Raw genomic sequence first — 23565 nt, 5'->3', positions numbered from 1 at the left:
TCAAGTTGACCGAATGAATAAAGGAGCGTTTATCGCTCCTTTATTGTTGGTGATTGGTTATGGGTAACCTGCCGAAGCTGCACCAATAAACGGCGATAATCCGCTTCCACACAACTGTCACGCCACACTAGATAGCGCTTACCTTGTTGTGCATAAATGATCAACACCATAAACGCAAACTGTGTAGAAACCTTTTCAATGGACAAGTTCTGGTCGGCACATTGCCACTCACCGTGACTCGTGAGCTTGAATTGGCCGATTAAGCTAGGGACTAACAGTGAGGTACTCTTTTGCGCCGTGATAAGAGGTGCGTAAAAGAAGGGGAGCGTTACAAGTGGAATCGGCGATATCAATAATGCCCACACGGCTATCATCAAAAAAATGAAGTTAGTAATGCGGGCAAAATGGGAAGGAAATAATACGAAATTAACGCACTTTGCTGAGGTTGTGGGCAACAATTTTATCCACCATGGCCGCATGCCCAAGATTTTCGCTACGACCATGCCCCATGATCCAAGTAAATAGATCAGGGTCGTCAGACTCAAGTAGGGAAACGAAATCTCGTTGCTCATTTTCATTCAGAGAATCAAAGCACTCTTCAAAGAACGGCATCACAACCACATCGAGCTCTAACATTCCACGACGGCATGCCCACTTGATTCTTGCCTTTTCTTCAGTGGTGTACATCGGTTTTCCTCACCTTATGTTTATTTGCGTTGAGTGTATCAACTGGATGAAGATACAACTAGTAGATGAGTCACAGTCCCTGTTCAAGCTGACAAAAAAAAATTTCCGGATTAACATGGGGCTCAAGATTCTCTTTAGGTAACGACTATGGACTGGCAAAACACATTGACACCTCTCGCAGTAACCGCCAATGACTCACTTCCACCACTGATGCTGACTCATCTTGCATCCTGGGGCACTATCATCATTTCAGGCAATGATAAAAAAGCCTATTTGCAAGGCCAAGTGACCTGTAATGTCGTCACTCTTGAACCAACACAGTCAACCTTAGGCGCCCATTGTGATGCGAAAGGCAAAGTATGGTCCGTCTTTCGCCTGTTCCATCATCACGATGGTTATGCGATGTTCCAGCCTTTATCAGCGATAGAGGCTGAATTAAGAGAGCTGAAAAAATACGCTATTTTTTCTAAGGTCAATATCAGCCAGAGCCAAGACATCGCACTGGGTGTTATGGGCGAACAAGCTGAGCAATATATCAACACATTAACGGCAGATGAAGGTGAGGTGCGTTTGATTGACGGTGGTAGCGCCATTAAAATTTCATCCCAACGTTGGCTATTACTTGTTTCAGAGCAAACCGCGCAACAGCTCATGACGCAAAGTGAAGCACTGAAAGTCACCGAGGAAACGTGGACTCGCTTTGATATCGAAGAAGCAGTCCCCATCCTTGGTCAAGCGGATCAAAATGAGCACATACCGCAAGCCGTTAATCTTCAGGCCTTTAATGGTATCAGCTTTAATAAAGGGTGTTATACAGGTCAAGAAACCGTCGCTCGCGCTAAATATCGAGGTATTAATAAGCGTGCAATGTACATCCTTCAAGGCAACATTGAGCAACCGCTAAGTAATGATCAACCAATCATGATCGAACGCTCAGTTGGAGAAAACTGGCGTAGTGCTGGGCAATTCATGGTTCACTACACGTTTGCTGATAATACCGCTATCGGTTTAATAGTCTTACCAAACAATCTCGAGCCAGAAACTGAGTTTCGTCTTGCAAGCCAACCAAACACTCGTTGGTTTATGCAAGCTCTCCCCTACTCTCTTACTGACGAATAAGCTTCTTCCTCATATTGACCATGCGCCTCTTTACGAGGCGTATGCTTTCTAACACTCGCCTATCTCGAATAAATTTCAGGAAAAAGAATGCAACAATGTAATCCATTACATTGACGCGTGATCGCTCTCTAAATCACATAACATTAGAGGTGAATTTTTAGTCATTATTGAAACATAAATAGTCATCAGGTTTATTTTGACGTACTCTTAACAATGCTGGTCAGGACAAACGAGAAGTTGCCCTGACCAGCAAAAAAGTGAATCCACTGATTGTTTCAGGACATCCACTTTTTGTGTAATGCATCTGTGACTATTCGCCCGCCTATTATTTAAGCGGGCTTTTTTTTAGGCTATTCTTAACCAAAATTTAACACTTTCCATAAACAGCAGCTATTCTTTAAAGTGTAATATTTGTCGTGCTTAATATGCACCAAGTGAATGGTGCACTGAGCATTTTTTGTTAGCACTATTTTGAGGAGATAATCACGCAAACATGGGTATTTATCCAACATTCTGCCTACGGCAGCACAAATATCCAAAAGAGTCATCAATAACTGCATATTCCTCTATGGCAATCACACTATTAGAGGCGCAATTTATTTATAATTTGCAGTGTTAGAATAACAGAAGGATCGAAGTATGAGACTGTTTAAGCGCTATACGCCAGGTATGATAGCTAAACACGTAAGTCGGCTTTTTAAAGGAAGAATCTATATTTACGGGGTTGGAAAATTTGAATTCGATAATGGCAAACTGATCTTGCCAGAGCGCGCAGACAAGCGCCACTTTCAGACGGTGAAGGAAGTGAATCAGGAAATCATGAGACTACGCTGCGCCTACGCATAATACGAGTTTCATTAAAGAATTTTAAAAGGGTTGGCCATAAGCCAGCCCTTTTGCCATCATTAGGTTAATCACTGTTAAGGCTCAAGCAGCACCATTTTACTCTTGGCAAGATCAGGTAAATCACCTTTTAAACCCAGTGCTCTTTTCATAATCTCATCTTTGGCTCCAGGAAGTTGCCCAGCCAACTGCATGCCAATGCCACGGATCAGTTTCTTCGCCGGGTTATCACCTTCAAAAAGATCTTTGAAACCTTGCATCGCGGCAATCATTTTGGCGGCTTCTGTTTTTCGCCAACGTTCATAACCTCGCAAATTTTTGAGCAAGCCAATATCTTCACCTTGATGCCACAACGCGAGTAGTTCTTGAGCTAAGCTTGCAGCATCAAGTAAACCTAAATTAACACCTTGCCCGGCTAGCGGATGGATGGTGTGCGCCGCATCACCAACGAGTGCGATTCGTTGTAAAGCAAAATCTCGGGCATAACGCATTTTAAGTGGGAAAGCAGCACGTTCACCGACCACCTCACACAAACCTAAACGATGATCAAACTCAGCGGTCAGTATCTTATTGAATTCGAGCTCAGACAGGCTGAGCAAGCGCTGCGCTCGGTTGGGCTCTGTAGACCAAACGATTGAGCTCATATGAGGATCAGACATAGGTAAAAAGGCCAGCGGACCTTGTGGTGTAAACACTTGCCTTGCCGTCGATTGATGTGGTTCCACCGTGCGGACATTTGCCACCAGCGCACTGTGTCCATAATCCCAATGGGTTAATGGAATGTCTTGCTGCTGACGAACCCAAGAGTTTGCGCCATCGGCTCCTACTATCAATTTTGCGGTGAGTGATTGACCGTTATCGAGCGTTAGCCACGCTTCACTTTCACCGACAGCCAGCGATTGGCATTGAGCGGGCATAAAGAGTGTCGCATTCGCTTGCTTTTGTACTTGTTCGAGTAAGGCTAATTGAATGACGCGGTTCTCAACAATGTGTCCCAGATCCGGCTGAGTCATCTGATTGGCACTAAATTCGATCCGCGCAAAACTATCGCGTTCCCACACTTCCATCGCCGAATAAGGCGCAGCGCGACGAGAAGTAATACCTTGCCATGCACCAAGGTTTCGCAACATGATTTCACTGGAACGGCTTAAGGCGGAGACTCGCACATCCGGCAGCTCTGCAAGTTCAAGGCTGGGTACTCGGCCCTCAATCACGGCGATGCGCAGTTCGCTATGCTTTAATGCTGCGGCCAGTGCAAGGCCAACCATTCCGCCACCCACAATGACAATATCGACACTTTGCATCATATACAGACCCTCTTATCTATTCACTACGCCAAGCGTTCGGCGCAGTAGCGGCATTTTCAGCCACGGTAAATTATCCATCACCATGAGGCCTACATTGCGACCAATACGAGTGGTTAACCAATCATTGGAAAAGAGATGCACCAGGGATGATGTCAGCTTAATGGTGGCATCACGATCCGCTTCTCGGCGTTGGGAAAAAGCTTGTAAACCGCGATAGCAGCCAACATCGGCTTGCTGCTTGATAAGCTCATCCGCCAAGCTTGCCACATCTCGAATACCTAAGTTAAAACCTTGTCCCGCAATCGGATGTAATGTCTGAGCGGCATTGCCCACAATGGCAAAACGATGTGAAATGTTCTGCTCTCGATAACGCAGTTGTAATGGATAGCAGGCACGAGTGCCCACTTTATTCATTTGCCCTAAACGCCAACCAAACGCATCTTGAAGCTGTGCTAAAAAACCCTCATCACTGAGTGAAAAAACTCGCTCGGCTTTCGCGGGAGGTAAACACCAAACTAAAGAGAGTCGATTATCACTCATTGGTAATAACGCGACAGGACCATCGGCGGTAAATCGTTCAAACGCTCGTCCTTGGTGAGCTTTTGAGCTCACAACATTAGCAATAACCGCGACCTGTTCAAAATCATGCTCTTGTTGGATGAGGCCGATTTGCTCGCAGCAGGTCGATATAGCCCCATCAGCTGCGACCAATAACTTAGCTTGGATCGTTCGTTGATCGTTAAGGGTGACAGTGACCTTATCCATACTGCGTTCCACTTGCTGAACCGCGCTTGGGCAAAATAACTCAATATGCGGGCTCTGCTGCATTTTTTGCGCGTAAATCTGCCCAACATCGGCTAATTCAACCACGTAACCTAATGCTTCTAAATCGAGTTGCTGACAAGTGATATCGGTCATCCCAATATGAGACCGATCCGACACATGAATATGTGTAATTGGGATGGCGACCTCTTGCAGTGATGGCCACAAGCAGAGATTTTGCAAAATTTGCACGCTACCGTAGGATAAAGCAATTGAACGCGAATCAAAGCCGGGATGGGCGAGCTTATCATCCAGCGGATGCGCTTCGACCACAGCAATCGCAAGCTTTCCTTGAGAAAGCGTATCTAAGGCCAACGCCAGTGTCGCACCAGCCATCGCCCCACCAGCGATAATCACATCAAATTGCTTCACAGTAACCTCTCTTTAATGCACGGTCGGCTGAGTTTCTTGTAGAGGTTTGATACCAAATTCAGCATGAATTGTTAACACGCAAGCTTTTACATGCTCGATAACGTGTTCCAAAAGTTGAGCTTGCTCATCCAAATCATCCTCTTCATCGATACCGAGCTTGGCAATTTCTTCTAGATCAGCCAAGGCCTCCTTAGTTTCTGCGGACGCTTTTTTCAAAACAACCCCAATCAAGCCAAGCCCAGAAATGAAGTGATTTACCCAATCGGCTACGCCATCAGCCAAATCAAATACACTGGCACTCGCCTCTTCATCTGGCAACAGCAGTGACAACTCCATCTCGCTGCCAGTGAGCTCTTCGATTGTAAAGGTGAGTACTTGTTCAGCCAATGTCAACGGACGATCTGGCCAACCCATACCTTCGTTAGTGTAATCAAAAATAAGTGGCTGCCAGCTCTTATCATTTAAGCCCAGACCACCCGCTAGCATGCCCGTTAGCAACCCATGCAACTCAGCAGGGTTAACCACAAGTGCTGCAGATTGAAGGGCAGTGGCAAGAGAAAGATAATCCGGTTGTTTTTTTTCGCTCATGGGAAGCTCGTAATAAAATCAAATAAGCGCGATCCTACCACTTAGCTTCCAATGCGAAAATGCTCAAAGCGTTAATTGTGGGTAGCTTTTACTCAATTTGCCTAATAACTGTGTTTTTAGTCCCTCATTTTTTACTGCTCGCTTTGAAAAGCTTGAATCTTAGGGCCGCTTTACCTATAGTTTCCACCTCGATGGGCATGTGAGTGGCACCATCTTAGACAGCGCGATAAGAGTTCATCCATCATGAGTAATCAAGCGGTAGACGTAGAAATTTTAGGAAAATTGACTCGTGTGAATTGCCCTGCGGGACAAGAGCAGTCTTTAATCCAAGCGGCACAAGATCTTGATAACCGATTGAAAGAGATGGCAGAGCGTACTAAAGTTACCAATGAGGTAAAGCTACTCACGATTGCTGCGCTCAACATTTGTTATGAATTGCAAACCAAAAACAATGAGAGCCTAGGCCAACAAAATCAATTAACCGAGCGCATGGAACAGCTCGCTGCATCTCTTGAAGATGCCATCAGTAAAGTGAAGCTAGGACAGCAGTAATCTTTACCAGCGTAACCAAATTTACCCTAGAGTGTTTGTCAGCCGGATTTAAGTCCCTGAGCCGATAAGCAACACCAAAGGGTTAGTACTTGGTAGCTATTGAGCAAGCTCGGCTCGTACCGAGAAGCCTGCGGTTACCATTGCTGATCCGCCTTGAACCAGCTGGTTCAAGGGCCAAAATCCGCAACGGCACTCTGGGGTATCCTTATGCAAAACACTCGACACACACTTCGTCAAGTCATCCGCCAGCGGCGTAAACAGCTATCACCTACGCAGCAAAAACACGCTTCAATTGAACTTGTCTCTCGTTTTTCAACACTGCCTGAAGTTTTAACGAGTCAGCACATTGCCCTCTACTTAGCGACCGATGGTGAGCTTGAAACACAACCACTCATAGCGTGGTTATGGCAACAAGGCAAACAGACCTATCTTCCCGTTTTACACCCCTTCTCGAGTGGGAATTTATTGTTCTTGCGCTATGATGCTCAAACCATAATGACGCGAAATAAATACGGCATTGCCGAACCCAAGCTCAACCAAACATTGATCAAACCAGTAAATGAGCTAGATATCATCTGCACACCATTGGTGGCCTTTGATCAAACAGGGCAAAGGCTCGGGATGGGCGGCGGCTATTATGATCGTACGTTAGAAGCTTGGTTTAAAACGGGTAAAGGTGCCCTACCCATAGGCTTAGCTCATGATTGCCAACAAGTGACTCATCTGCCGAGCGAAGCATGGGATATACCTTTACCTCAAATAGTGACTCCAAGCCAAATCTGGCAATGGGAATCATAAATTATTGAGGCTATAATCGCCCCGCAACATTACCGTCACTATAAATCGATATCAGGAGATTGGCATGACTCAAGATGAAATGAAAAAAGCCGCCGGCTGGGCCGCACTCAAATATGTAGAAAAAGGCAGCATCGTTGGTGTGGGTACGGGTTCAACGGTGAATCACTTCATTGATGCGCTGGGTTCGATTAAAGATGATATTAAGGGTGCGGTTTCAAGTTCTATCGCCTCAACAGAGAAGCTAAAAGGCCTAGGTATTGAAGTGTTCGACTGCAATGATGTTGATCAACTCGATATTTATGTTGATGGCGCAGATGAAATCAACCCTGCGCGCGATATGATCAAAGGCGGCGGCGCTGCGCTCACTCGAGAAAAAATCGTTGCCGCGATTGCGGATAAATTCATTTGTATCGTTGATGGTACAAAAGCGGTCGATGTTCTAGGTCAATTCCCACTTCCAGTTGAAGTGATCCCAATGGCGCGCTCTTATGTGGCACGTCAACTGGTGAAACTTGGTGGTGATCCAGCCTATCGCCATGGCGTAATAACGGATAACGGTAACGTTATCTTGGATGTGCACGGATTAAAAATTACTGATGCCAAAGCATTAGAAGATAAAATTAATGGGATTGTCGGCGTAGTAACCGTCGGTTTATTCGCTCACCGAGGTGCTGATGTCGTCATCACTGGCACGGAAAATGGTGCCAAAATCGAAGAGTAAGTCACAAAATAAGGCTACTTTCCGTTATTTCATTACAAACGGCACCCATGGGTGCCGTTTTTCTTCGCTATGCCCTAGAAAATCATGCCTTATTTCGTAATTTTCTTACCCAAAACAAAAAAAGTTTGTTACTTTATTGGTCAGAAGACGCACAAGGAAAACGTTTGTCTTCCAACAAAATGGTTAATCTTCCTCTTTACATTAGCCCTTTTGCTTTATGTGCGCCGTGTTTGCCCACCTTCCCATTTTTAAGGACGAGAATAATGGCCAAAGTTTCACTCGAAAAAGACAAAATCAAAATCTTACTCCTCGAAGGGCTACACCCTTCAACGGTTGAAGTACTGCAATCTGCCGGTTACAGCAATATTGAGTATCACAAAGGCTCTCTGGGTGATGAACAACTGCTCGAAGCGGTGAAAGATGCTCACTTCATCGGAATTCGTTCGCGCACTAATTTGACCGAAGCGGTAATCAACGCGGCAGAGAAGTTGGTTGCTATCGGCTGCTTCTGCATTGGCACCAACCAAGTTGACCTGAATGCAGCCGCAAAACGCGGTATTCCTGTCTTTAATGCACCATTTTCGAATACTCGCAGTGTTGCTGAACTCGTTTTAGGCCAAACACTGCTACTACTGCGTGGGATTCCTGAAAAAAATGCATTGGCACATCGTGGTATTTGGAAAAAAAGTGCTGATAACTCTTATGAGGCACGCGGTAAACGCTTAGGTATTATTGGCTATGGCCACATTGGTACCCAGCTCGGTATCATTGCCGAAAACCTCGGTATGCAAGTCTATTTCTATGACATAGAAAACAAACTCTCACTCGGTAATGCAACGCAAATACATACCATGAGTGAACTACTGAATAAATGTGATGTCATTTCTCTGCATGTGCCTGAAACTCCAGATACTAAAAATATGATGGGTAAAGAAGAGTTTGCACGCATGAAGCCTGGCTCTATCTTTATCAACGCAGCACGCGGAACGGTAGTCGACATTCCCGCACTCTGCGATGCATTGGCATCAAACCATCTAGCTGGCGCGGCAATAGATGTATTTCCAGAAGAACCCGCCACAAACTCTGAACCTTTTGAATCCCCACTGATGCATTTTGATAATGTCATTCTGACACCGCACATTGGTGGCTCAACTCAAGAAGCACAAGAAAATATCGGTATTGAAGTAGCCGGTAAGTTGGCAAAATATTCAGATAACGGCTCAACCTTGTCAAGCGTGAACTTCCCTGAAGTATCGCTGCCAATTCACCGTGATAGTTCGCGTTTACTGCATATTCACGAAAACCGTCCGGGTATTCTGACACAAATCAACACCATCTTCGCCGAAGAAGGGATCAATATCGCCGCTCAATATTTACAAACGTCAGCGGATATCGGTTATGTAGTGATTGACGTAGAAACCGCTCGCTCTGCGGAAGCTCTTACTAAGCTGAAAAGCATCAGCGGCACCATTCGTGCGCGTATTCTTCACTAAGCACTTCTCTAGTAAAAGCACCAAACGACAAAAAGGCCACATAAAATGTGGCCTTCCTTATTTCGATAGGGAGCTCGGTAAATTAAGCTTTAAGCGCTCGCTCCCCGCGAGCAATACCTACCACGCCACTTCGCGCGACTTCGATTACTTCCGTGACTTCCGACAACGCTTGAATAAAGGCATCGAGTTTTTCGCTGGTTCCGGCAAGCTGCACAGTATATTGCGCCGCAGTGACATCCACGATCTGCCCACGGAAAATATCAGCTGTACGTTTCACTTCGGCGCGCGCAAAACCGCTAGCTTTGACTTTCACCATCATCAGCTCACGTTCAATGTGTTCGCACTCTGACACTTCTTGCACTTTAAGCACATCAATCAACTTATGCAGTTGCTTTTGAATTTGTTCAAGTTGCATTTCATCGGTCTTAGTGGTGATGTTTAAGCGTGACAATGTTGCATCATCGGTTGGCGAAACCGTTAGTGATTCAATGTTATAACCACGTTGAGAAAATAGACCAACAACGCGAGACAAAGCACCCGATTGGTTTTCCATTAATATTGAAATAATGTGTCTCATATTATGTTCTCTCCGTTTTGCTTAACCACATTTTGTCCATCCCTTCGCCTTTAATTTGCATTGGGTAGACGTGCTCCGTTTCATCCACATTAATATCAACAAAAACCAATCGATCTTTCATATCGAGTGCTTTTTTAAGCCCGGCTTCAAGTTCATCAGGCTGTGAGATACGGATGCCAACGTGGCCATAAGCTTCTGCAATTGCTGCAAAATCGGGAACAGAACTCATATAAGAATTAGAGTGACGTCCTTGGTAAATAATATCTTGCCACTGTTTTACCATGCCAAGAAAACGGTTGTTTAAGTTAATAATTTTCACTGGAATATCATATTGCAACGCGGTGGAAAGCTCTTGGATATTCATTTGAATACTGCCATCCCCAGTGACAATCACTACCTCTTCTTCTGGCATGGCAAATTTAACCCCCATTCCAGCGGGTAAACCAAACCCCATGGTGCCCAAACCGCCAGAGTTGATCCAACGACGAGGCTTATTGAATGGATAATAAAGTGCGGCGAACATTTGGTGCTGACCAACATCGGAGGCCACATATGCGTCTCCATTTGTCAGTTTATGTAAAGTTTCAATCACTTGCTGCGGCTTAATGCGTTCGCTGGATTTCTCATAAGCTAGGCATTGGCGGTCGCGCCAGCTTTGGATATCTTGCCACCATAGTTCAAGCGCCTGCGAATCATTACAGCCACCTTGCTCAGAGAGCAATTGCAGCATAGTTTCCAGTACTTGTTCGGCTGATCCCACTATCGGCAGATCGACTGGCACATTTTTAGAGATCGACGAAGGATCAATGTCAATGTGCATGATCTTAGCGTTCGGGCAATACTTTTCTAGATTATTGGTTGTACGGTCATCAAAACGCACGCCAATACCGAAAATCAAATCCGCATTGTGCATCGCCATATTGGCTTCATACATGCCATGCATTCCAAGCATGCCTAACGCATTTTTATGCGTCCCAGGGAAAGCACCAAGCCCCATTAACGTGCTGACTACGGGTAAATTGAGCGTTTCAGCCAGTTGTAAAATGTGCTGATCTGCGCCTGAAATAACAGCGCCACCACCAATGTACAATACGGGTTTTTTGGCTTCTAACAACGCTTTTAGCGCCTTTTTAATTTGCCCTTTATGACCAGAAGTAGTTGGGTTGTATGAGCGCAGTTTGATCGACTCAGGATACGTGTAAGGGAGTTTGATCTGAGGATTCATCACATCTTTAGGCAGATCGATCACGACCGGCCCCGGGCGCCCTGTTGAGGCAATATAAAAGGCTTTCTTAATGGTTTCAGGAATATCTTCAGCTTTTTTTACAAGAAAACTGTGTTTGACGATCGGACGAGAAACCCCAACGATGTCACATTCTTGAAACGCATCGTTACCAATGAGGTTATTTGGCACGTTGCCTGAAATAACAATCATTGGAATTGAGTCCATGTAAGCGGTAGCAATCCCTGTGACGGTATTCGTCGCCCCTGGGCCAGAACAAACAAGTACCACACCCGTTTTTCCGGTTGCTCGAGCATAGCCATCTGCCATGTGCGTGGCCGCTTGCTCGTGGCGAACAAGGACATGTTTAATTTGGTCGGTTTTTGCGTGCAGCGCATCGTAAATATCAAGAACGGAACCACCTGGGTATCCAAATATTTGCTCTACACCTTCTTCGATCAGAGATTGAACCACCATCTCTGCGCCAGATAACATCTGTTGATTGGATTGCGTTGCCATTTTTTCTCCTTACCAGTACCCAACACATGGTCAGTCAATGGGCCTGGTTTTACATAGTTTAGGGCTTATTTGTAGCCTAATTCGAAAACTTTCCACTTTCGGCTATGTCTTGCTTTTGTCATAACAAAAAACAAGGTAACGCAACAACTGTAACTCTTTCTTATCATCGGGTCGAACGCCAAATAGCGCACACTTTGGCAAATGTTTGGTTAAATGGAATTTTATTAGGTAACTATCGTAAAACTGGTATTAAAAACAGCTCAATCCATGAGTAATTAGCAAAAATAAAGCAAAAAATATTACCATGCAGCAATGTAGCGTTATGAGGAAGCGAGGTTTAACTTCCGTCGTAATATAAAAAATCCCCCACGCTTTATCTGAAAAGCAAGTGGAGGATTTTTAAACAATGAAAAAACTATCTTAAGATAATCTTACTCACCTTTAGTCTTTTCTTTGTACATTTCCTCGATTTCATCTTGGTAACGATCACTAATGACTTTTCTACGCAGTTTCTGAGTCGGCGTCAGCTCACCTTTGTCCATTGAAAAAGCCTTAGGTAATAATTTAAACTTTTTCACCTGCTCAAATTTGGCTAGCTCTTTTTGCAAATCATTGACTCGTTTTTCCAGCATCTCAACCACTTGGTTGTTCTTGATAAGATCTAATCTGTCATGATATTTGATGTTGAGCTCTTTGGCGTAAACCTCCAAGCTGTCATAACAAGGTACAATTAAAGCCGATACAAATTTACGTGTGTCAGCAATCACCGCAATCTGTTCAATAAAGTGATCTTTACCAATCGCTCCCTCAATAACTTGTGGCGCAATGTATTTACCACCGGAGGTTTTCATCAGCTCTTTGATACGATCAGTAATGAAGACATTACCTTGTTCATCAATGTGTCCAGCATCTCCTGTTTTGAGAAAACCTTGTTCATCGAATGCTAACGCCGTTTCTTCAGCCATTTTATAGTAGCCGCGCATAACCATTGGTCCGCGAACAAGAATTTCATTGTTGTCACCGATTTTGACCTGAGCTCCTGGCATCGACATGCCTATTGAATCAGGATTAAAACACCGATCATCCCAACAAGAAACCGTTGCTGTGGTTTCCGTCATGCCATAGCCCAACTTCACGTTAATGCCAATGGCATGGAAAAATCGGCCGATGGTTTCATCTAATTTCGCGCCACCGCAAGGCATGAAATTAATCCGCCCACCAAGCAATGCACGCAATTTAGACAACACGATTTTATCCGCTAACGCGTAACTCTTTTTCAGCATGAAGGATGGTTGGCGCTTTTCTTGATGACAAAGAGCCATCTTAGCCCCCATATTGACCGCCCAAGTAAACAGCACTTTTCGATGCAACGGCGCTTTCGAGACTTTTTCGTGAATAGCGGAGAAAATTTTCTCGTAGAAGCGAGGAACGGCACACATTACTGTTGGCTTTAGCTCACTCAATGCATCACGTACTTGCATCGTATCCTGCAAATAACAGTTAGTTGCACCGCTGTAAAGAATGTAAAAAGTCCACGCCCGTTCAAACACGTGTGACAATGGTAAAAAACAGAGTGACACATCATCCTTAGAGATGTTTAACCGCTCATCATGCCCTTCAAGCTGAGCGCCAATATTACGGTAATCAAGCATCACGCCTTTAGGTTGACCTGTGGTGCCTGAGGTATAGATGAGCGTCAGCAGATCATCCATATTCGCCTGTTCAAGGCGAGACTCTAATTCCGCTTGCTGGCCATCTGTATTTTGTTCAATAAAAGTCTGCCAATGGATGCCATGTTGAAAACTTTTTAGATCAATGCCATCACTCATGGCGACAATTAATTCAAGCTGTTCGCACTCATCAAAAAAATCCAGTGCCGCATCGTATTGTGCCTGTTCACCGACCAAGAGCACTTTGACATCAGCATCTTGAATAATATAACTGGCCTGCGCTGGCGTATTAGTTGGATAAATAGGTACTGTAACGGCTCTTAACTGCAAAGTAGCCAAGTCAGCTATTGTCCACTGCGGCATGTTATTCGAAAAAATCCCGACTTTATCTTGGATTTTTATACCTTGCGTTAAAAGTGCAAGTGACATCGCATCGATACGTTGACCAAATTGCTTCCAGCTGATCCCATGCCACTCTTTCTCTATTTTGTGTTTTAGAGCAATGCACTCGCCACCTTTGACAATCTGTTCACGAATTCTTTTTACGATATGGAAATTTAAATTGGGCATCTTTTTTACCTGTAGCTTACACATGTAAGCTTTTTGAGCGCACAAGTGTACATTTAGAAGCAAAAAAGGCAACTGACGGATGTCAAAGTTATCAATTAATTCTACAGACAAAAAAGCCCTGAATGGATATAACCAATTCAAGGCTCAAAGAGGAGTATCACTAAGTTTAGATCACCGTACAAACTAACGGGTAAACGTTAGTTTAATGCAACAACTTCGCCGCAAATCATCATTAACTGATCACGCAGCCAAATATGGCCTTTGTCTTTTTCACTAGACTCATGCCAACTGAGATAACCACTGATTTGACCATTTGCAAATGGGAAATCGAGGATTTGTAACTGATCTCGGTTAGCCGCATTCTCAACCATCCAACGAGGTGCAATCGTCACCAACTCAGATTGTCCGACCACATAAAGCACGTTGCTCAAACTGGTCCCTTCATAATAAGGAACACAGTCTAATTCGCGGTATGCTTGCTCAGAAAAGCTACGTTGCCCATGGATGCGAGATAACTTCGCATGCTTTTCAGCTGTTAGGCTATCAGCGTTAACAGAGCCATTGATGCGAGGATGAGACTTAGATGCCACCACCACTAATTTATCTTGGAAAATTTCCGTACTGGAGAACCCTTGTTCATCAAAACGCGCGTAATCAATCACAAAATCGATCTCTTGGTAACGCATACGCTCGGCTAACAAACGGTTAAATTCCGCATCAAGATGAAGTTGGACCAAAGGCGCTTGTTCATGAACTGATGACATAATTTTCGGCGCGAAACGCATATCACAAGGACTGCAAATCGCTAATTTAAATAAGCGGGTTGATGTTTCAGGAGAAAACACCGAACTTGGCAGTTCATTACGGATTAATTGCAGTGCTTGACGCATCGGACCGAACAGTTGACGTGCACGTTGAGTAGGTTGAATACCTCGCCCTTGTCGCATAAACAGTTCATCATTAAACATTACCTTCAAACGCGCTACAGCATTGCTGACTGCTGGCTGAGACATACCCAAATTATGAGCGGCACGGGTAATATTTTGCTCTTGCATTACTGCATCAAAAACCGTCAGCAGGTTTAAATCTACACCACGTAATGTGCTTTCCATGCGGTAACTAGCAATAGCGCTCATTGCATCTTTTTTATCTAACATTTTTGGGACGCCTCTTGTTGTTATCGTCAATACCGTAAAAGTAATTTTTTAGAATAGATAACCTGCCATTTATTATATTTACCCAGACACAACTGGGTGGAGGCTACTATCTGCTAAGCATTTATCGATTGGCAACAAGATTGATAAAATATCAGTTTTTTTTATCCAAACAAAAAGATTGTCCTTATTTATCAGTACGATGTATTTTTATAAAAAACCATAAAACAGAAAAATTTATGCATTTTATTCAAAACATTGAATCAAGTGATGAATAACAAGCCTTCACCTTGATACATTCACCAAATAAATTAATTACGTCAAAATTCAAAGCATTTCGTCAATATTAGCTAAATGACACATAACTAGGGAAATCAACCTGTCGCCATAAAGACTGGCTCAGCTCTTTATGATTATCCCATTTGCCATTTTGTACCCATTCAACCAAGGCTTTCGCTACATTAGGATAGACAACGCGCTCGACCTGTTTTTCATCCAACCAACGGCGTAACTCCGACGGGTCCAAAAACTCCATAGATGCAGCAAGCCCGAGATTCTCAAGAGTGGCAACGTTACTTTGCTGCTCAAATTGACCCGATAGTGGCTTAAGTAGCAGCTTTTTACCCAATGAAAGTGCTTCTGATGGTAATTCAAAGCCACCATTAGCAATCACGCCATCGCAGCAATGCAAGTGATATTGAAAATGGGTATGACATAAGGGACGCAGCTCAACATTTTCAACGGATTGCGCTTCCATTAAGGAAGGGTGATAACAAATAAATGCTTGATTTGAAAAACGAAAAAGCAACTCAAGAATATCATCAACATGCTCAAATGGAAGATAGACCAAAATGAAATGCTCGTTAGACGTATGCTGCTCTGAACGATAGATAATCGGAGGAAGGATCGGTTGATCAAAATGATACCAATGTAAACCGACGTGGTAGTTGGCAGGCGCAAACTGTTGAATAATCTGTTTATCCAGCCAACTTGCCCCTTTCAAAGGCACATTATAACGAAATGCATTTTGATGACTTATCCCAATACACGGAATACCTTGCTGTTTAGCCGCCCATGCCGATACTGGTTCAAAGTCATTAATGACCAAATCATACGGAGACAAATCGAGGTTTTTTGTCTCACTCACGAAAGTCAGCAAATTATTATTCAGCGCCGTTTTAACGTAATTTACGTGTCCCTGTTCAGTTTCAAAAGTAAAACCGCGCCGAGTTTGGTAATCACCGAAACTTTCCATCGAAAAGTATTTCTCTTTTTCACGTCCAGAAAAGAGAAATTGCACATCAATTTTGGCTTCTTTCAACGCTTCACTCATCACTCGTGAACGAGCAATATGGCCATTTCCGGTGCCTTGGACACCATACAGAATTTTCAAAAGCCTCTCTCCACCAACCACAAAGCAAATCTTGCGCTGCTTACACCAAGCAGCGCGCCAATCACGATATCCGTCAAGAAGTGAACCCCAAGTAGGATGCGAGATACGCCAATTAAGCCAGCCCAAACCAAGACAAAAGCATCGCTATGAGGATAGAAGTGGCCAATTAATGTCGCCATAACAAACCCTGCAGCCGTATGACCAGAGGGCAAACTATAGCGATCCGAAGGGGTAATAAAGGCAATGAATGAAGGAGAAAACTCTTCAGGGCGACGACGCTGAAAGCTATTTTTCAATCCCCAATAAATAGGGAGTTCAATCGCGAAAGCGGCCAGTCCAGCCATTAAGAATAGGTGGCCATTAAGCGGGTCTAAATACCAAGCTAAAGCACCAATCAACGCGTACAAATGCCCATCCCCAGTATGGGAAATAGCTTTGCTGATCTGCGCTACAGGCTGATTAAAACGATGCTGTAAACAAAATAGCGAAAACGCTACGTCAAACTTAACAATTTGTCCGATGGCACGCATGAGCGACTCCTGTCATTCCATAAACCTCTTACGCTCTAAACGTAGAAGTTTAAAATGACAAATACGTGACTGTTTGTTGGAGAATGAATGAATTTAACCGATGACAAACGTTCTTGCGTGAAAACATTCCGTGCTACAAAAAGTGATCCTCTCTACCAATTCTGCTCATTTTTACCGCTTTTGACTAAAACTGATCCGATATGAATAAAAAAACAACTTAATGGTTGACGAGTTAAGTCGAGTACGGTACTAATTTGTTAACTTAATCTTGTGGAATGTTACGAATGACTATCCGTTTTTCTATCCTGCTGGGCCTGCTCCTTATCGTGAACCATTCGCGCGGGTAGGTTGTGGAAGAAAAACACCACACAAGATGACAAGAGCCCGCACTGAGATGCGGGTTTTTTTATAACTATATTTAGGAAGTAAACGATTAACCATCGGTGCAAGGGAGCAAACATGAATAATCAAGTCATTATATTCGATACCACATTACGTGATGGCGAACAAGCTTTGTCAGCAAGCTTAACCGTTAAAGAAAAACTGCAGATTGCTTACGCATTAGAGCGCCTTGGTGTTGATGTTATTGAAGCAGGTTTTCCAGTTTCCTCCCCAGGTGATTTTGAATCGGTCAAAACGATTGCCAAACACATTAAAAACAGCCGCGTCTGCGCGCTTTCTCGCGCGGTAGCAAAAGATATTGATGCAGCGGCCGAAGCTCTGAAAGTCGCCGATGCTTTTCGTATCCATACGTTTATTTCAACCTCAACCATTCATGTGCAAGATAAATTGCGCCGCAGTTATGATGATGTGCTCGAGATGGCAGTCAGTGCGGTGAAACACGCCCGTAACTACACCGATGACGTCGAATTTTCCTGTGAAGATGCGGGCCGAACGCCCATTGATAATCTCTGTAGAATGGTCGAAGCCGCAATTAATGCCGGAGCTAAGACCATCAATATTCCAGACACGGTCGGTTATACTGTTCCTAGCGAATTTGGTGGCATTATTCAGATGCTGTTTGAGCGAGTCCCTAACATAGATAAAGCCATTATTTCCGTTCATTGCCACGATGACTTGGGAATGTCAGTCGCAAACTCGATTGCCGCTGTACAGGCTGGCGCAAGGCAAATAGAAGGCACCATCAACGGTATTGGTGAGCGCGCTGGTAACTGTTCACTGGAAGAGATCGCGATGATCATCAAAACTCGTCAAGAATTCCTCGGCGTACATACTGGCTTAAAGCATGATGAGATCCACCGCACCAGTAAGTTGGTCAGCCAACTGTGCAATATGCCGATTCAAAGTAACAAAGCAATTGTCGGTGCCAACGCATTTAGCCACTCGTCAGGCATTCACCAAGATGGCATGTTGAAAAACAAAAACACTTACGAAATCATGACTCCAGAGTCAATTGGCCTAAAAAACCAAGCGCTGAACTTAACGAGCCGCAGTGGCCGCGCCGCAGTAAAAAGCCATATGGATAGCATGGGTTACAATGAAAACGAATACAACCTCAATGCCTTGTATGAAGATTTCTTAAAATTGGCAGATCGTAAAGGCCAAGTGTTTGACTATGACTTAGAAGCTTTGATGCACTTTTCAAATCTGCGTGATGAAGACGATTTCTACAAATTGAACTATTTGAGTGTTCAATCAGGCAGTGTTATGGCGACCACCAGTATTAAATTGCTTTGTGGTGATGAAGAAAAATGTGAAGCTGCCGTTGGTAATGGTCCTGTCGATGCGCTTTACCAATGTATTTACCGTCTAACTGGCTATGAGATCGTATTGGATAAATTTGACCTTACCGCCAAGGGCGAAGGTGAAGATGGACTCGGGCAAGCCGATATTATTGCCAACTACAAAGGGCGAAAATATCACGGTACAGGCGTCTCTACGGATATTGTCGAAGCATCAGGACAAGCCTTATTGCACGTGATCAATAGCATTCATCGTGCCGATCAAATTGCAGAAATTAAACAAAAGAAAGTGGCAACCGTTTAACGTACCTAGATTAGAGCTTTCAGTCTTTAGAGCTCACTGGGGCAAGCAAATATAAAAATAGTAAAGGACTAACATGACAGACAAAACATACAAAATTGCCGTTCTTGCAGGTGATGGTATCGGCCCAGAAGTAATGCAACAAGCACACAAGGTATTGGATGCGATTGAAAAAAAACATGCTATCCGGTTTGCCAGAGAAGAACATGATGTCGGCGGGATTGCGATTGATAAACACGGTTGCCCGCTACCTGAAAGCACCATTAAAGGATGTGAAGAGGCAGACGCCGTATTGTTTGGTTCCGTAGGCGGTCCTAAATGGGAGCATTTACCACCCAACGACCAACCAGAACGCGGCGCACTCCTACCGCTTCGCAAACATTTTCAACTGTTTTGTAACTTGCGTCCTGCTCAAATTCATTCCGGCTTAGAAAGCTTTTCTCCTTTACGATCCGATATCTCCGATCGTGGCTTCGATATTGTGGTTGTTCGGGAATTGACTGGTGGTATTTATTTTGGCCAACCCAAAGGACGAGAAGGCGAAGGGGCAAATGAAAAAGCATTTGATACCGAAGTTTACCACCGCTACGAAATCGAACGCATTGCAAAAATAGCGTTTGAGTCCGCACAATTACGTCGTAAAAAAGTATGCTCAGTCGATAAAGCGAACGTATTACAAAGCTCTATCTTATGGCGTGAGGTCGTGGAAGAGATCGCAAAAGATTATCCGGACGTCGAGCTTTCACACATTTATATCGATAATGCCACTATGCAGCTCATTAAAGATCCCTCTCAATTTGATGTCATGCTGTGCTCTAATATTTTTGGTGACATCATTTCCGATGAATGCGCCATGATCACAGGCTCAATGGGCATGCTACCTTCCGCTAGCCTTAATGAAAGCAATTTCGGTCTCTATGAGCCAGCAGGTGGCTCTGCACCTGATATCGCAGGAAAGAACATTGCTAACCCAGTTGCACAAATTCTTTCCGCCGCTTTAATGCTACGTTATAGCTTGGGCGAAGAAAGTGCCGCTCAAGCTATCGAAAATGCCGTATCAAAGGCGCTTACCGCAGGTGAACTCACCGCAGATCTTGCCAGTGGTAAATCGGCACTTTCAACCTCTGAAATGGGCGATAAAATTGCCAGCTATATTTTAAACTCATAATTAGTAGGACTAGGCTCGCCTAGTCCTTTATAAAGCTCAAAGAGCTCAAGGAAGAAGCAATGTCGCAAGCAAAAACCTTATACGAAAAAATTTATGATGCCCACATTGCGGTATCAGCTGAAGGGGAAACCCCCATCCTTTATATCGATCGTCATCTCGTTCATGAAGTGACATCACCGCAAGCATTTGATGGTTTACGCGAAAAGGGACGTAAAGTTCGTCAGACGAGTAAAACATTCGCTACCATGGACCATAACGTTTCAACCACCACAAAAGACATTAATGCCTCGGGTGAGATGGCTCGAATCCAAATGGAAACATTATCCAAGAACTGTGCTGAGTTTGGCGTAACACTCTACGACTTAAATCATAAATACCAAGGCATCGTTCATGTCATGGGGCCAGAATTAGGTATTACTCTTCCCGGTATGACCATTGTCTGCGGTGACTCACACACAGCAACACATGGCGCATTTGGCTCGTTAGCGTTTGGCATCGGTACATCAGAAGTTGAGCACGTACTTGCAACCCAAACATTGAAACAAGCTCGCGCGAAAACGATGAAAATTGAGGTGACAGGCAAAGTCGCTCCAGGCATCACCGCTAAAGATATCGTGCTAGCCATTATAGGTAAAACAACGGCGGCAGGTGGTACAGGCTATGTCGTTGAATTTTGTGGTGAAGCGATTACCGATCTTTCAATGGAAGGTCGTATGACGGTGTGCAATATGGCGATTGAGCTTGGAGCAAAAGCCGGTCTTATCGCCCCTGATCAGACTACTTTCGACTACATTAAAGGTCGCAAATTTTCTCCTCAAGGAAGCGATTTAGAAGCCGCCATAGAGTACTGGGCAACGCTAAAAACAGATGATAATGCCAAATTCGATGCAGTTGTTACCCTAAATGCCACGGACATCAAACCACAAGTAACTTGGGGCACAAACCCAGGCCAAGTAATTGCTGTCGACGAAACCATTCCATCTCCTAATAGCTTTAGTGATCCTGTCGAAAAAGCATCAGCAGAAAAAGCATTAGCGTATATGGGACTTGAGGCAGGTAAATCCTTGTCAGACTATAAAGTAGATAAAGTTTTTGTCGGTTCTTGCACGAACTCACGCATTGAAGATATGCGAGCAGCAGCTCAAGTCGCGAAAGGTAAAAAAGTCGCACCACATGTTCAAGCATTGATTGTTCCAGGTTCAGAGCAAGTTAAGGCGCAAGCGGAAGCGGAAGGCTTGGATAAAATATTTATTGAAGCGGGTTTTGAATGGCGCTTGCCGGGCTGTTCAATGTGCTTGGCTATGAACAATGACAGGCTCGGTGCAGGTGAGCGTTGTGCATCAACATCCAACCGCAATTTTGAAGGCCGCCAAGGTCGAGATGGACGTACACATTTAGTCAGTCCTGCAATGGCCGCCGCCGCCGCCATCGCTGGACACTTTGTCGATATCCGTAATATTCATTCTTCAACACTCAACTAAACAGGGGATCACCAATGTCAGGTTTTAAACAGCACACAGGTTTGGTCGTTCCTCTTGATGCAGCGAACGTCGATACAGATGCCATTATCCCTAAGCAATTTTTACAGAAAGTAAATCGCACTGGTTTTGGCAAACACCTTTTTCATGATTGGCGTTTTCTAGATGATGCAGGTCAACAACCTAATCCAAATTTTGTCATGAATAAACCTCGCTATGAAGGAGCGAGCATTCTACTTGCTCGTGAAAACTTTGGGTGTGGTTCTTCACGAGAACATGCCCCTTGGGCTTTAGCGGATTACGGCATCAAAGCCATGATTGCACCCAGTTTTGCGGATATTTTTTATGGTAACTCAATCAATAACCAAATGGTTCCAGTCCGCCTTACAGAGCAAGAAGTTGATGAAATATTCCAATTTGTTGAAGGAAATGAAGGTGCTCAACTAACTGTAGATCTTGAACGAATGGAAGTTAAAGCCAATGGAAAAACATACTCATTTGAAATTGATGAATTTCGTCGCCATTGCTTACTTAATGGATTAGACAATATCGGTTTGACGCTACAGCACGAAGATGAAATCGCTGATTATGAAACAAAAATTCCTAGCTTTTTGAAATAGCGAGTATCGATTTAATTTCCAGAGGTTGGTGTAGATGCATCAACCTTTTATTTTATCTGAAATTTATCAATCCCTACCTAGGTCATATAACCTAGGAGATGAGAGGTAAACGATGAAATATCTATTAACGCTATGTTTGACACTCGGGTCAACGAATGTATTTTCAGCTCCTAAATCACAACTATGGGATTATTGGAACTCTAGTAATGAAGAAAATACACAAGCCATTTCACATCAAATTTGGCAGACAACACTTGATACTTATCTAATCCAAGAAAATCACAACAACCTCTTCGATTATCAAAGGGTCAACTCAAAAGATAAAGAGCAATTAGAGCTCTATATTTCACAATTATCAGCCCTTGATCCAAGAGAGTATGCAAAGCTGGAACAATATGCTTACTGGGTCAACTTATATAATGCCTTAACAGTTAACTTAATCGTCGATCATTACCCAATACCATCCATCACTAAACTGGGAGGATTTTTCTCATTTGGCCCTTGGGAACAAAAGATCATTACCATCAATCAAAAAGAGCTGACTCTCAATGATATTGAACATCGAATTTTAAGACCTATTTGGAAAGATCCTCGAACCCATTATGCGGTCAACTGCGCAAGTCTTGGCTGCCCAAACTTACAAAAGCAGGCTTTCACAGCAGAAAATACTGAATTATTACTGGAGAAATCAGCCACTGAGTTTATCAATAGCGAAAAAGGAGTAAAGGTCACCAATGATAAATGGGTTCTGTCTTCTATTTATGACTGGTTTGCTGAAGATTTTGGAACGAAACAGCAATTATTTGAGCACTTAGTGCAGTATAACAAGGCACTAAAAAGCGAGAAAAAGAGTATCAGCTATCACTATGATTGGACATTGAATGATACTAAATGATACGAATAGATAGAAAAAAACCTCAGCATTTCTGCTGAGGTTTCGTAATTCAAACCTGGCGATGTCCTACTCTCACATGGGGAGACCCCACACTACCATCGGCGCTGTTGTGTTTCACTTCTGAGTTCGGCATGGGTTCAGGTGGGTCCACAACGCTATGGTCGCCAAGCAAATTATTTTAGCTTACAGAGCTATAAAACTGGTGCTGATACCCAGAATCGAACTGGGGACCTCATCCTTACCAAGGATGCGCTCTACCGACTGAGCCATATCAGCACACTGTATCTTGTGTCACAAGTGACTAAAAAGCCCGCTCTTACAAACGGGCTCTTATAAATTCAAAGCCTGGCGATGTCCTACTCTCACATGGGGAGACCCCACACTACCATCGGCGCTGTTGTGTTTCACTTCTGAGTTCGGCATGGAATCAGGTGGGTCCACAACGCTATGGTCGCCAAGCAAA

22 protein-coding genes, 1 tRNA gene, 2 rRNA genes and 1 other RNA gene are annotated in these 23565 nt (G+C 43.9%); 12 read left to right on the top strand and 14 right to left on the bottom strand.

Annotation, left to right across the window (positions count from 1 at the left end):
* Positions 1 to 29: 29 nt before the first annotated feature.
* Both AACQ75_RS03595 and AACQ75_RS03590 read right to left on the bottom strand, forming a co-directional pair.
* Positions 30 to 479 (bottom strand): protein YgfX, encoded by a 450-nt coding sequence (locus tag AACQ75_RS03595; RefSeq protein ID WP_339605549.1) that lies wholly within the window; start codon positions 477 to 479, stop codon positions 30 to 32.
* Complete coding sequence (locus AACQ75_RS03590; RefSeq protein ID WP_010319812.1) at positions 427 to 687, bottom strand: FAD assembly factor SdhE; 261 nt, start codon at positions 685 to 687, stop codon at positions 427 to 429. Before AACQ75_RS03590 ends, AACQ75_RS03595 begins: the two co-directional genes overlap by 53 nt.
* 147 nt (positions 688 to 834) lie before the next feature.
* Between AACQ75_RS03590 and ygfZ the strand changes: the two genes are divergently transcribed.
* Both ygfZ and AACQ75_RS03580 read left to right on the top strand, forming a co-directional pair.
* On the top strand, positions 835 to 1806 hold the full coding sequence (gene ygfZ, locus AACQ75_RS03585; RefSeq protein WP_170889516.1) for a tRNA-modifying protein YgfZ: 972 nt from the start codon (positions 835 to 837) through the stop codon (positions 1804 to 1806).
* A gap of 639 nt (positions 1807 to 2445) precedes the next feature.
* Positions 2446 to 2652, top strand: a complete 207-nt coding sequence (locus AACQ75_RS03580) for a DUF1107 domain-containing protein (protein WP_010319814.1) — start codon at positions 2446 to 2448, stop codon at positions 2650 to 2652.
* A 74-nt stretch (positions 2653 to 2726) separates the two neighbouring features.
* Here AACQ75_RS03580 and AACQ75_RS03575 read toward each other — a convergent pair whose 3' ends face one another.
* The 3 genes from AACQ75_RS03575 to AACQ75_RS03565 are packed head-to-tail and all read right to left on the bottom strand — an operon-like array spanning position 2727 to position 5738.
* Positions 2727 to 3956, bottom strand: coding sequence for an FAD-dependent 2-octaprenylphenol hydroxylase (locus tag AACQ75_RS03575; RefSeq protein ID WP_088732856.1), 1230 nt, complete (start codon positions 3954 to 3956; stop codon positions 2727 to 2729).
* A gap of 12 nt (positions 3957 to 3968) precedes the next feature.
* Entirely contained in the window at positions 3969 to 5150 is a 1182-nt protein-coding gene (gene ubiH / locus AACQ75_RS03570; protein ID WP_170889515.1) for a 2-octaprenyl-6-methoxyphenyl hydroxylase, read from the bottom strand.
* Positions 5151 to 5162: 12 nt separating this feature from the next.
* A complete protein-coding gene (locus AACQ75_RS03565; RefSeq protein WP_170889513.1) occupies positions 5163 to 5738 on the bottom strand; it encodes a YecA/YgfB family protein in 576 nt (191 codons plus the stop codon).
* Between the two features lie 243 nt (positions 5739 to 5981).
* On the opposite strand from AACQ75_RS03565, the gene AACQ75_RS03560 reads away from it, so the two are divergent.
* From AACQ75_RS03560 to serA, 5 genes are all read left to right on the top strand, one after another.
* Positions 5982 to 6290: a cell division protein ZapA gene (locus tag AACQ75_RS03560; RefSeq protein WP_010319818.1), complete on the top strand. Its 309-nt coding sequence runs from the start codon at positions 5982 to 5984 to the stop codon at positions 6288 to 6290.
* Positions 6291 to 6310: 20 nt separating this feature from the next.
* A non-coding RNA gene (gene ssrS, locus AACQ75_RS03555) (6S RNA) lies at positions 6311 to 6495 on the top strand.
* Positions 6496 to 6497: 2 nt separating this feature from the next.
* On the top strand, positions 6498 to 7088 hold the full coding sequence (locus AACQ75_RS03550; RefSeq protein ID WP_026027284.1) for a 5-formyltetrahydrofolate cyclo-ligase: 591 nt from the start codon (positions 6498 to 6500) through the stop codon (positions 7086 to 7088).
* Positions 7089 to 7152: 64 nt separating this feature from the next.
* Complete coding sequence (gene rpiA / locus AACQ75_RS03545) at positions 7153 to 7809, top strand: ribose-5-phosphate isomerase RpiA (RefSeq protein ID WP_010319820.1); 657 nt, start codon at positions 7153 to 7155, stop codon at positions 7807 to 7809.
* Positions 7810 to 8072: 263 nt separating this feature from the next.
* Positions 8073 to 9302, top strand: coding sequence for a phosphoglycerate dehydrogenase (gene serA, locus AACQ75_RS03540; RefSeq protein WP_026028313.1), 1230 nt, complete (start codon positions 8073 to 8075; stop codon positions 9300 to 9302).
* A gap of 82 nt (positions 9303 to 9384) precedes the next feature.
* Here the strand turns inward: serA and ilvN are convergent, their stop codons facing one another.
* The 6 genes from ilvN to AACQ75_RS03510 form a co-directional block, all read right to left on the bottom strand.
* A complete protein-coding gene (gene ilvN, locus AACQ75_RS03535) occupies positions 9385 to 9879 on the bottom strand; it encodes an acetolactate synthase small subunit (protein ID WP_010319822.1) in 495 nt (164 codons plus the stop codon).
* A 1-nt stretch (position 9880) separates the two neighbouring features.
* Positions 9881 to 11620, bottom strand: a complete 1740-nt coding sequence (locus AACQ75_RS03530; protein WP_013856017.1) for an acetolactate synthase 3 large subunit — start codon at positions 11618 to 11620, stop codon at positions 9881 to 9883.
* Positions 11621 to 12051: 431 nt separating this feature from the next.
* On the bottom strand, positions 12052 to 13860 hold the full coding sequence (locus tag AACQ75_RS03525; RefSeq protein WP_026028312.1) for an AMP-dependent synthetase/ligase: 1809 nt from the start codon (positions 13858 to 13860) through the stop codon (positions 12052 to 12054).
* A gap of 197 nt (positions 13861 to 14057) precedes the next feature.
* On the bottom strand, positions 14058 to 15017 hold the full coding sequence (leuO, locus tag AACQ75_RS03520; RefSeq protein ID WP_170889512.1) for a transcriptional regulator LeuO: 960 nt from the start codon (positions 15015 to 15017) through the stop codon (positions 14058 to 14060).
* Positions 15018 to 15360: 343 nt separating this feature from the next.
* Complete coding sequence (locus AACQ75_RS03515; protein ID WP_170889510.1) at positions 15361 to 16407, bottom strand: MJ1255/VC2487 family glycosyltransferase; 1047 nt, start codon at positions 16405 to 16407, stop codon at positions 15361 to 15363.
* Complete coding sequence (locus tag AACQ75_RS03510) at positions 16404 to 16937, bottom strand: phosphatase PAP2 family protein (protein WP_017048684.1); 534 nt, start codon at positions 16935 to 16937, stop codon at positions 16404 to 16406. Before AACQ75_RS03510 ends, AACQ75_RS03515 begins: the two co-directional genes overlap by 4 nt.
* A 459-nt stretch (positions 16938 to 17396) precedes the next feature.
* Here AACQ75_RS03510 and leuA point away from each other — a divergent pair, with 459 nt between their 5' ends.
* From leuA to AACQ75_RS03485, 5 genes are all read left to right on the top strand, one after another.
* Positions 17397 to 18944, top strand: a complete 1548-nt coding sequence (gene leuA, locus AACQ75_RS03505) for a 2-isopropylmalate synthase (RefSeq protein WP_013856011.1) — start codon at positions 17397 to 17399, stop codon at positions 18942 to 18944.
* Between the two features lie 73 nt (positions 18945 to 19017).
* Positions 19018 to 20109, top strand: coding sequence for a 3-isopropylmalate dehydrogenase (leuB, locus tag AACQ75_RS03500; protein ID WP_170889508.1), 1092 nt, complete (start codon positions 19018 to 19020; stop codon positions 20107 to 20109).
* A 59-nt stretch (positions 20110 to 20168) separates the two neighbouring features.
* Positions 20169 to 21590, top strand: a complete 1422-nt coding sequence (gene leuC / locus AACQ75_RS03495) for a 3-isopropylmalate dehydratase large subunit (RefSeq protein WP_170889507.1) — start codon at positions 20169 to 20171, stop codon at positions 21588 to 21590.
* A 14-nt stretch (positions 21591 to 21604) separates the two neighbouring features.
* The gene (gene leuD, locus AACQ75_RS03490) at positions 21605 to 22207 is read left to right on the top strand and encodes a 3-isopropylmalate dehydratase small subunit (protein ID WP_170889505.1); all 603 of its coding nucleotides are present in this window, start codon (positions 21605 to 21607) and stop codon (positions 22205 to 22207) included.
* Positions 22208 to 22319: 112 nt separating this feature from the next.
* Positions 22320 to 23102 (top strand): DUF547 domain-containing protein, encoded by a 783-nt coding sequence (locus tag AACQ75_RS03485; protein WP_129532755.1) that lies wholly within the window; start codon positions 22320 to 22322, stop codon positions 23100 to 23102.
* Positions 23103 to 23155: 53 nt separating this feature from the next.
* On the opposite strand, the gene rrf (AACQ75_RS03480) is transcribed toward AACQ75_RS03485, so the two are convergent.
* The 3 genes from rrf (AACQ75_RS03480) to rrf (AACQ75_RS03470) all read right to left on the bottom strand — a co-directional run bounded on the left by rrf (AACQ75_RS03480) (position 23156) and on the right by rrf (AACQ75_RS03470) (position 23561).
* Positions 23156 to 23271 (bottom strand): 5S ribosomal RNA (rrf, locus tag AACQ75_RS03480).
* Positions 23272 to 23302: 31 nt separating this feature from the next.
* Positions 23303 to 23378: transfer RNA gene (locus AACQ75_RS03475), tRNA-Thr, on the bottom strand.
* Between the two features lie 67 nt (positions 23379 to 23445).
* Positions 23446 to 23561: ribosomal RNA gene (gene rrf, locus AACQ75_RS03470) — 5S ribosomal RNA — on the bottom strand.
* Positions 23562 to 23565 lie beyond the last annotated feature (4 nt).

Source organism: Vibrio sp. B1-2 (assembly GCF_963888445.1).
Lineage (GTDB): Bacteria > Pseudomonadota > Gammaproteobacteria > Enterobacterales > Vibrionaceae > Vibrio > Vibrio anguillarum.
The sequence above is the reverse complement of the archived record's forward strand: the minus strand, read 5'-3'. Positions and strand labels throughout refer to the sequence as shown.

Coding starts and splice junctions, on each gene's coding strand:
- AACQ75_RS03595 (WP_339605549.1), bottom strand. CDS start 479: ATGCGGCCATGGTGGATAAAATTGTTGCCCACAACCTCAGCAAAGTGC.
- AACQ75_RS03590 (WP_010319812.1), bottom strand. CDS start 687: ATGTACACCACTGAAGAAAAGGCAAGAATCAAGTGGGCATGCCGTCGT.
- ygfZ (WP_170889516.1), top strand. CDS start 835: ATGGACTGGCAAAACACATTGACACCTCTCGCAGTAACCGCCAATGAC.
- AACQ75_RS03580 (WP_010319814.1), top strand. CDS start 2,446: ATGAGACTGTTTAAGCGCTATACGCCAGGTATGATAGCTAAACACGTA.
- AACQ75_RS03575 (WP_088732856.1), bottom strand. CDS start 3,956: ATGATGCAAAGTGTCGATATTGTCATTGTGGGTGGCGGAATGGTTGGC.
- AACQ75_RS03565 (WP_170889513.1), bottom strand. CDS start 5,738: ATGAGCGAAAAAAAACAACCGGATTATCTTTCTCTTGCCACTGCCCTT.
- AACQ75_RS03560 (WP_010319818.1), top strand. CDS start 5,982: ATGAGTAATCAAGCGGTAGACGTAGAAATTTTAGGAAAATTGACTCGT.
- AACQ75_RS03550 (WP_026027284.1), top strand. CDS start 6,498: ATGCAAAACACTCGACACACACTTCGTCAAGTCATCCGCCAGCGGCGT.
- rpiA (WP_010319820.1), top strand. CDS start 7,153: ATGACTCAAGATGAAATGAAAAAAGCCGCCGGCTGGGCCGCACTCAAA.
- serA (WP_026028313.1), top strand. CDS start 8,073: ATGGCCAAAGTTTCACTCGAAAAAGACAAAATCAAAATCTTACTCCTC.
- ilvN (WP_010319822.1), bottom strand. CDS start 9,879: ATGAGACACATTATTTCAATATTAATGGAAAACCAATCGGGTGCTTTG.
- AACQ75_RS03530 (WP_013856017.1), bottom strand. CDS start 11,620: ATGGCAACGCAATCCAATCAACAGATGTTATCTGGCGCAGAGATGGTG.
- AACQ75_RS03525 (WP_026028312.1), bottom strand. CDS start 13,860: ATGCCCAATTTAAATTTCCATATCGTAAAAAGAATTCGTGAACAGATT.
- leuO (WP_170889512.1), bottom strand. CDS start 15,017: ATGTTAGATAAAAAAGATGCAATGAGCGCTATTGCTAGTTACCGCATG.
- AACQ75_RS03510 (WP_017048684.1), bottom strand. CDS start 16,937: ATGCGTGCCATCGGACAAATTGTTAAGTTTGACGTAGCGTTTTCGCTA.
- leuA (WP_013856011.1), top strand. CDS start 17,397: ATGAATAATCAAGTCATTATATTCGATACCACATTACGTGATGGCGAA.
- leuB (WP_170889508.1), top strand. CDS start 19,018: ATGACAGACAAAACATACAAAATTGCCGTTCTTGCAGGTGATGGTATC.
- leuC (WP_170889507.1), top strand. CDS start 20,169: ATGTCGCAAGCAAAAACCTTATACGAAAAAATTTATGATGCCCACATT.
- leuD (WP_170889505.1), top strand. CDS start 21,605: ATGTCAGGTTTTAAACAGCACACAGGTTTGGTCGTTCCTCTTGATGCA.
- AACQ75_RS03485 (WP_129532755.1), top strand. CDS start 22,320: ATGAAATATCTATTAACGCTATGTTTGACACTCGGGTCAACGAATGTA.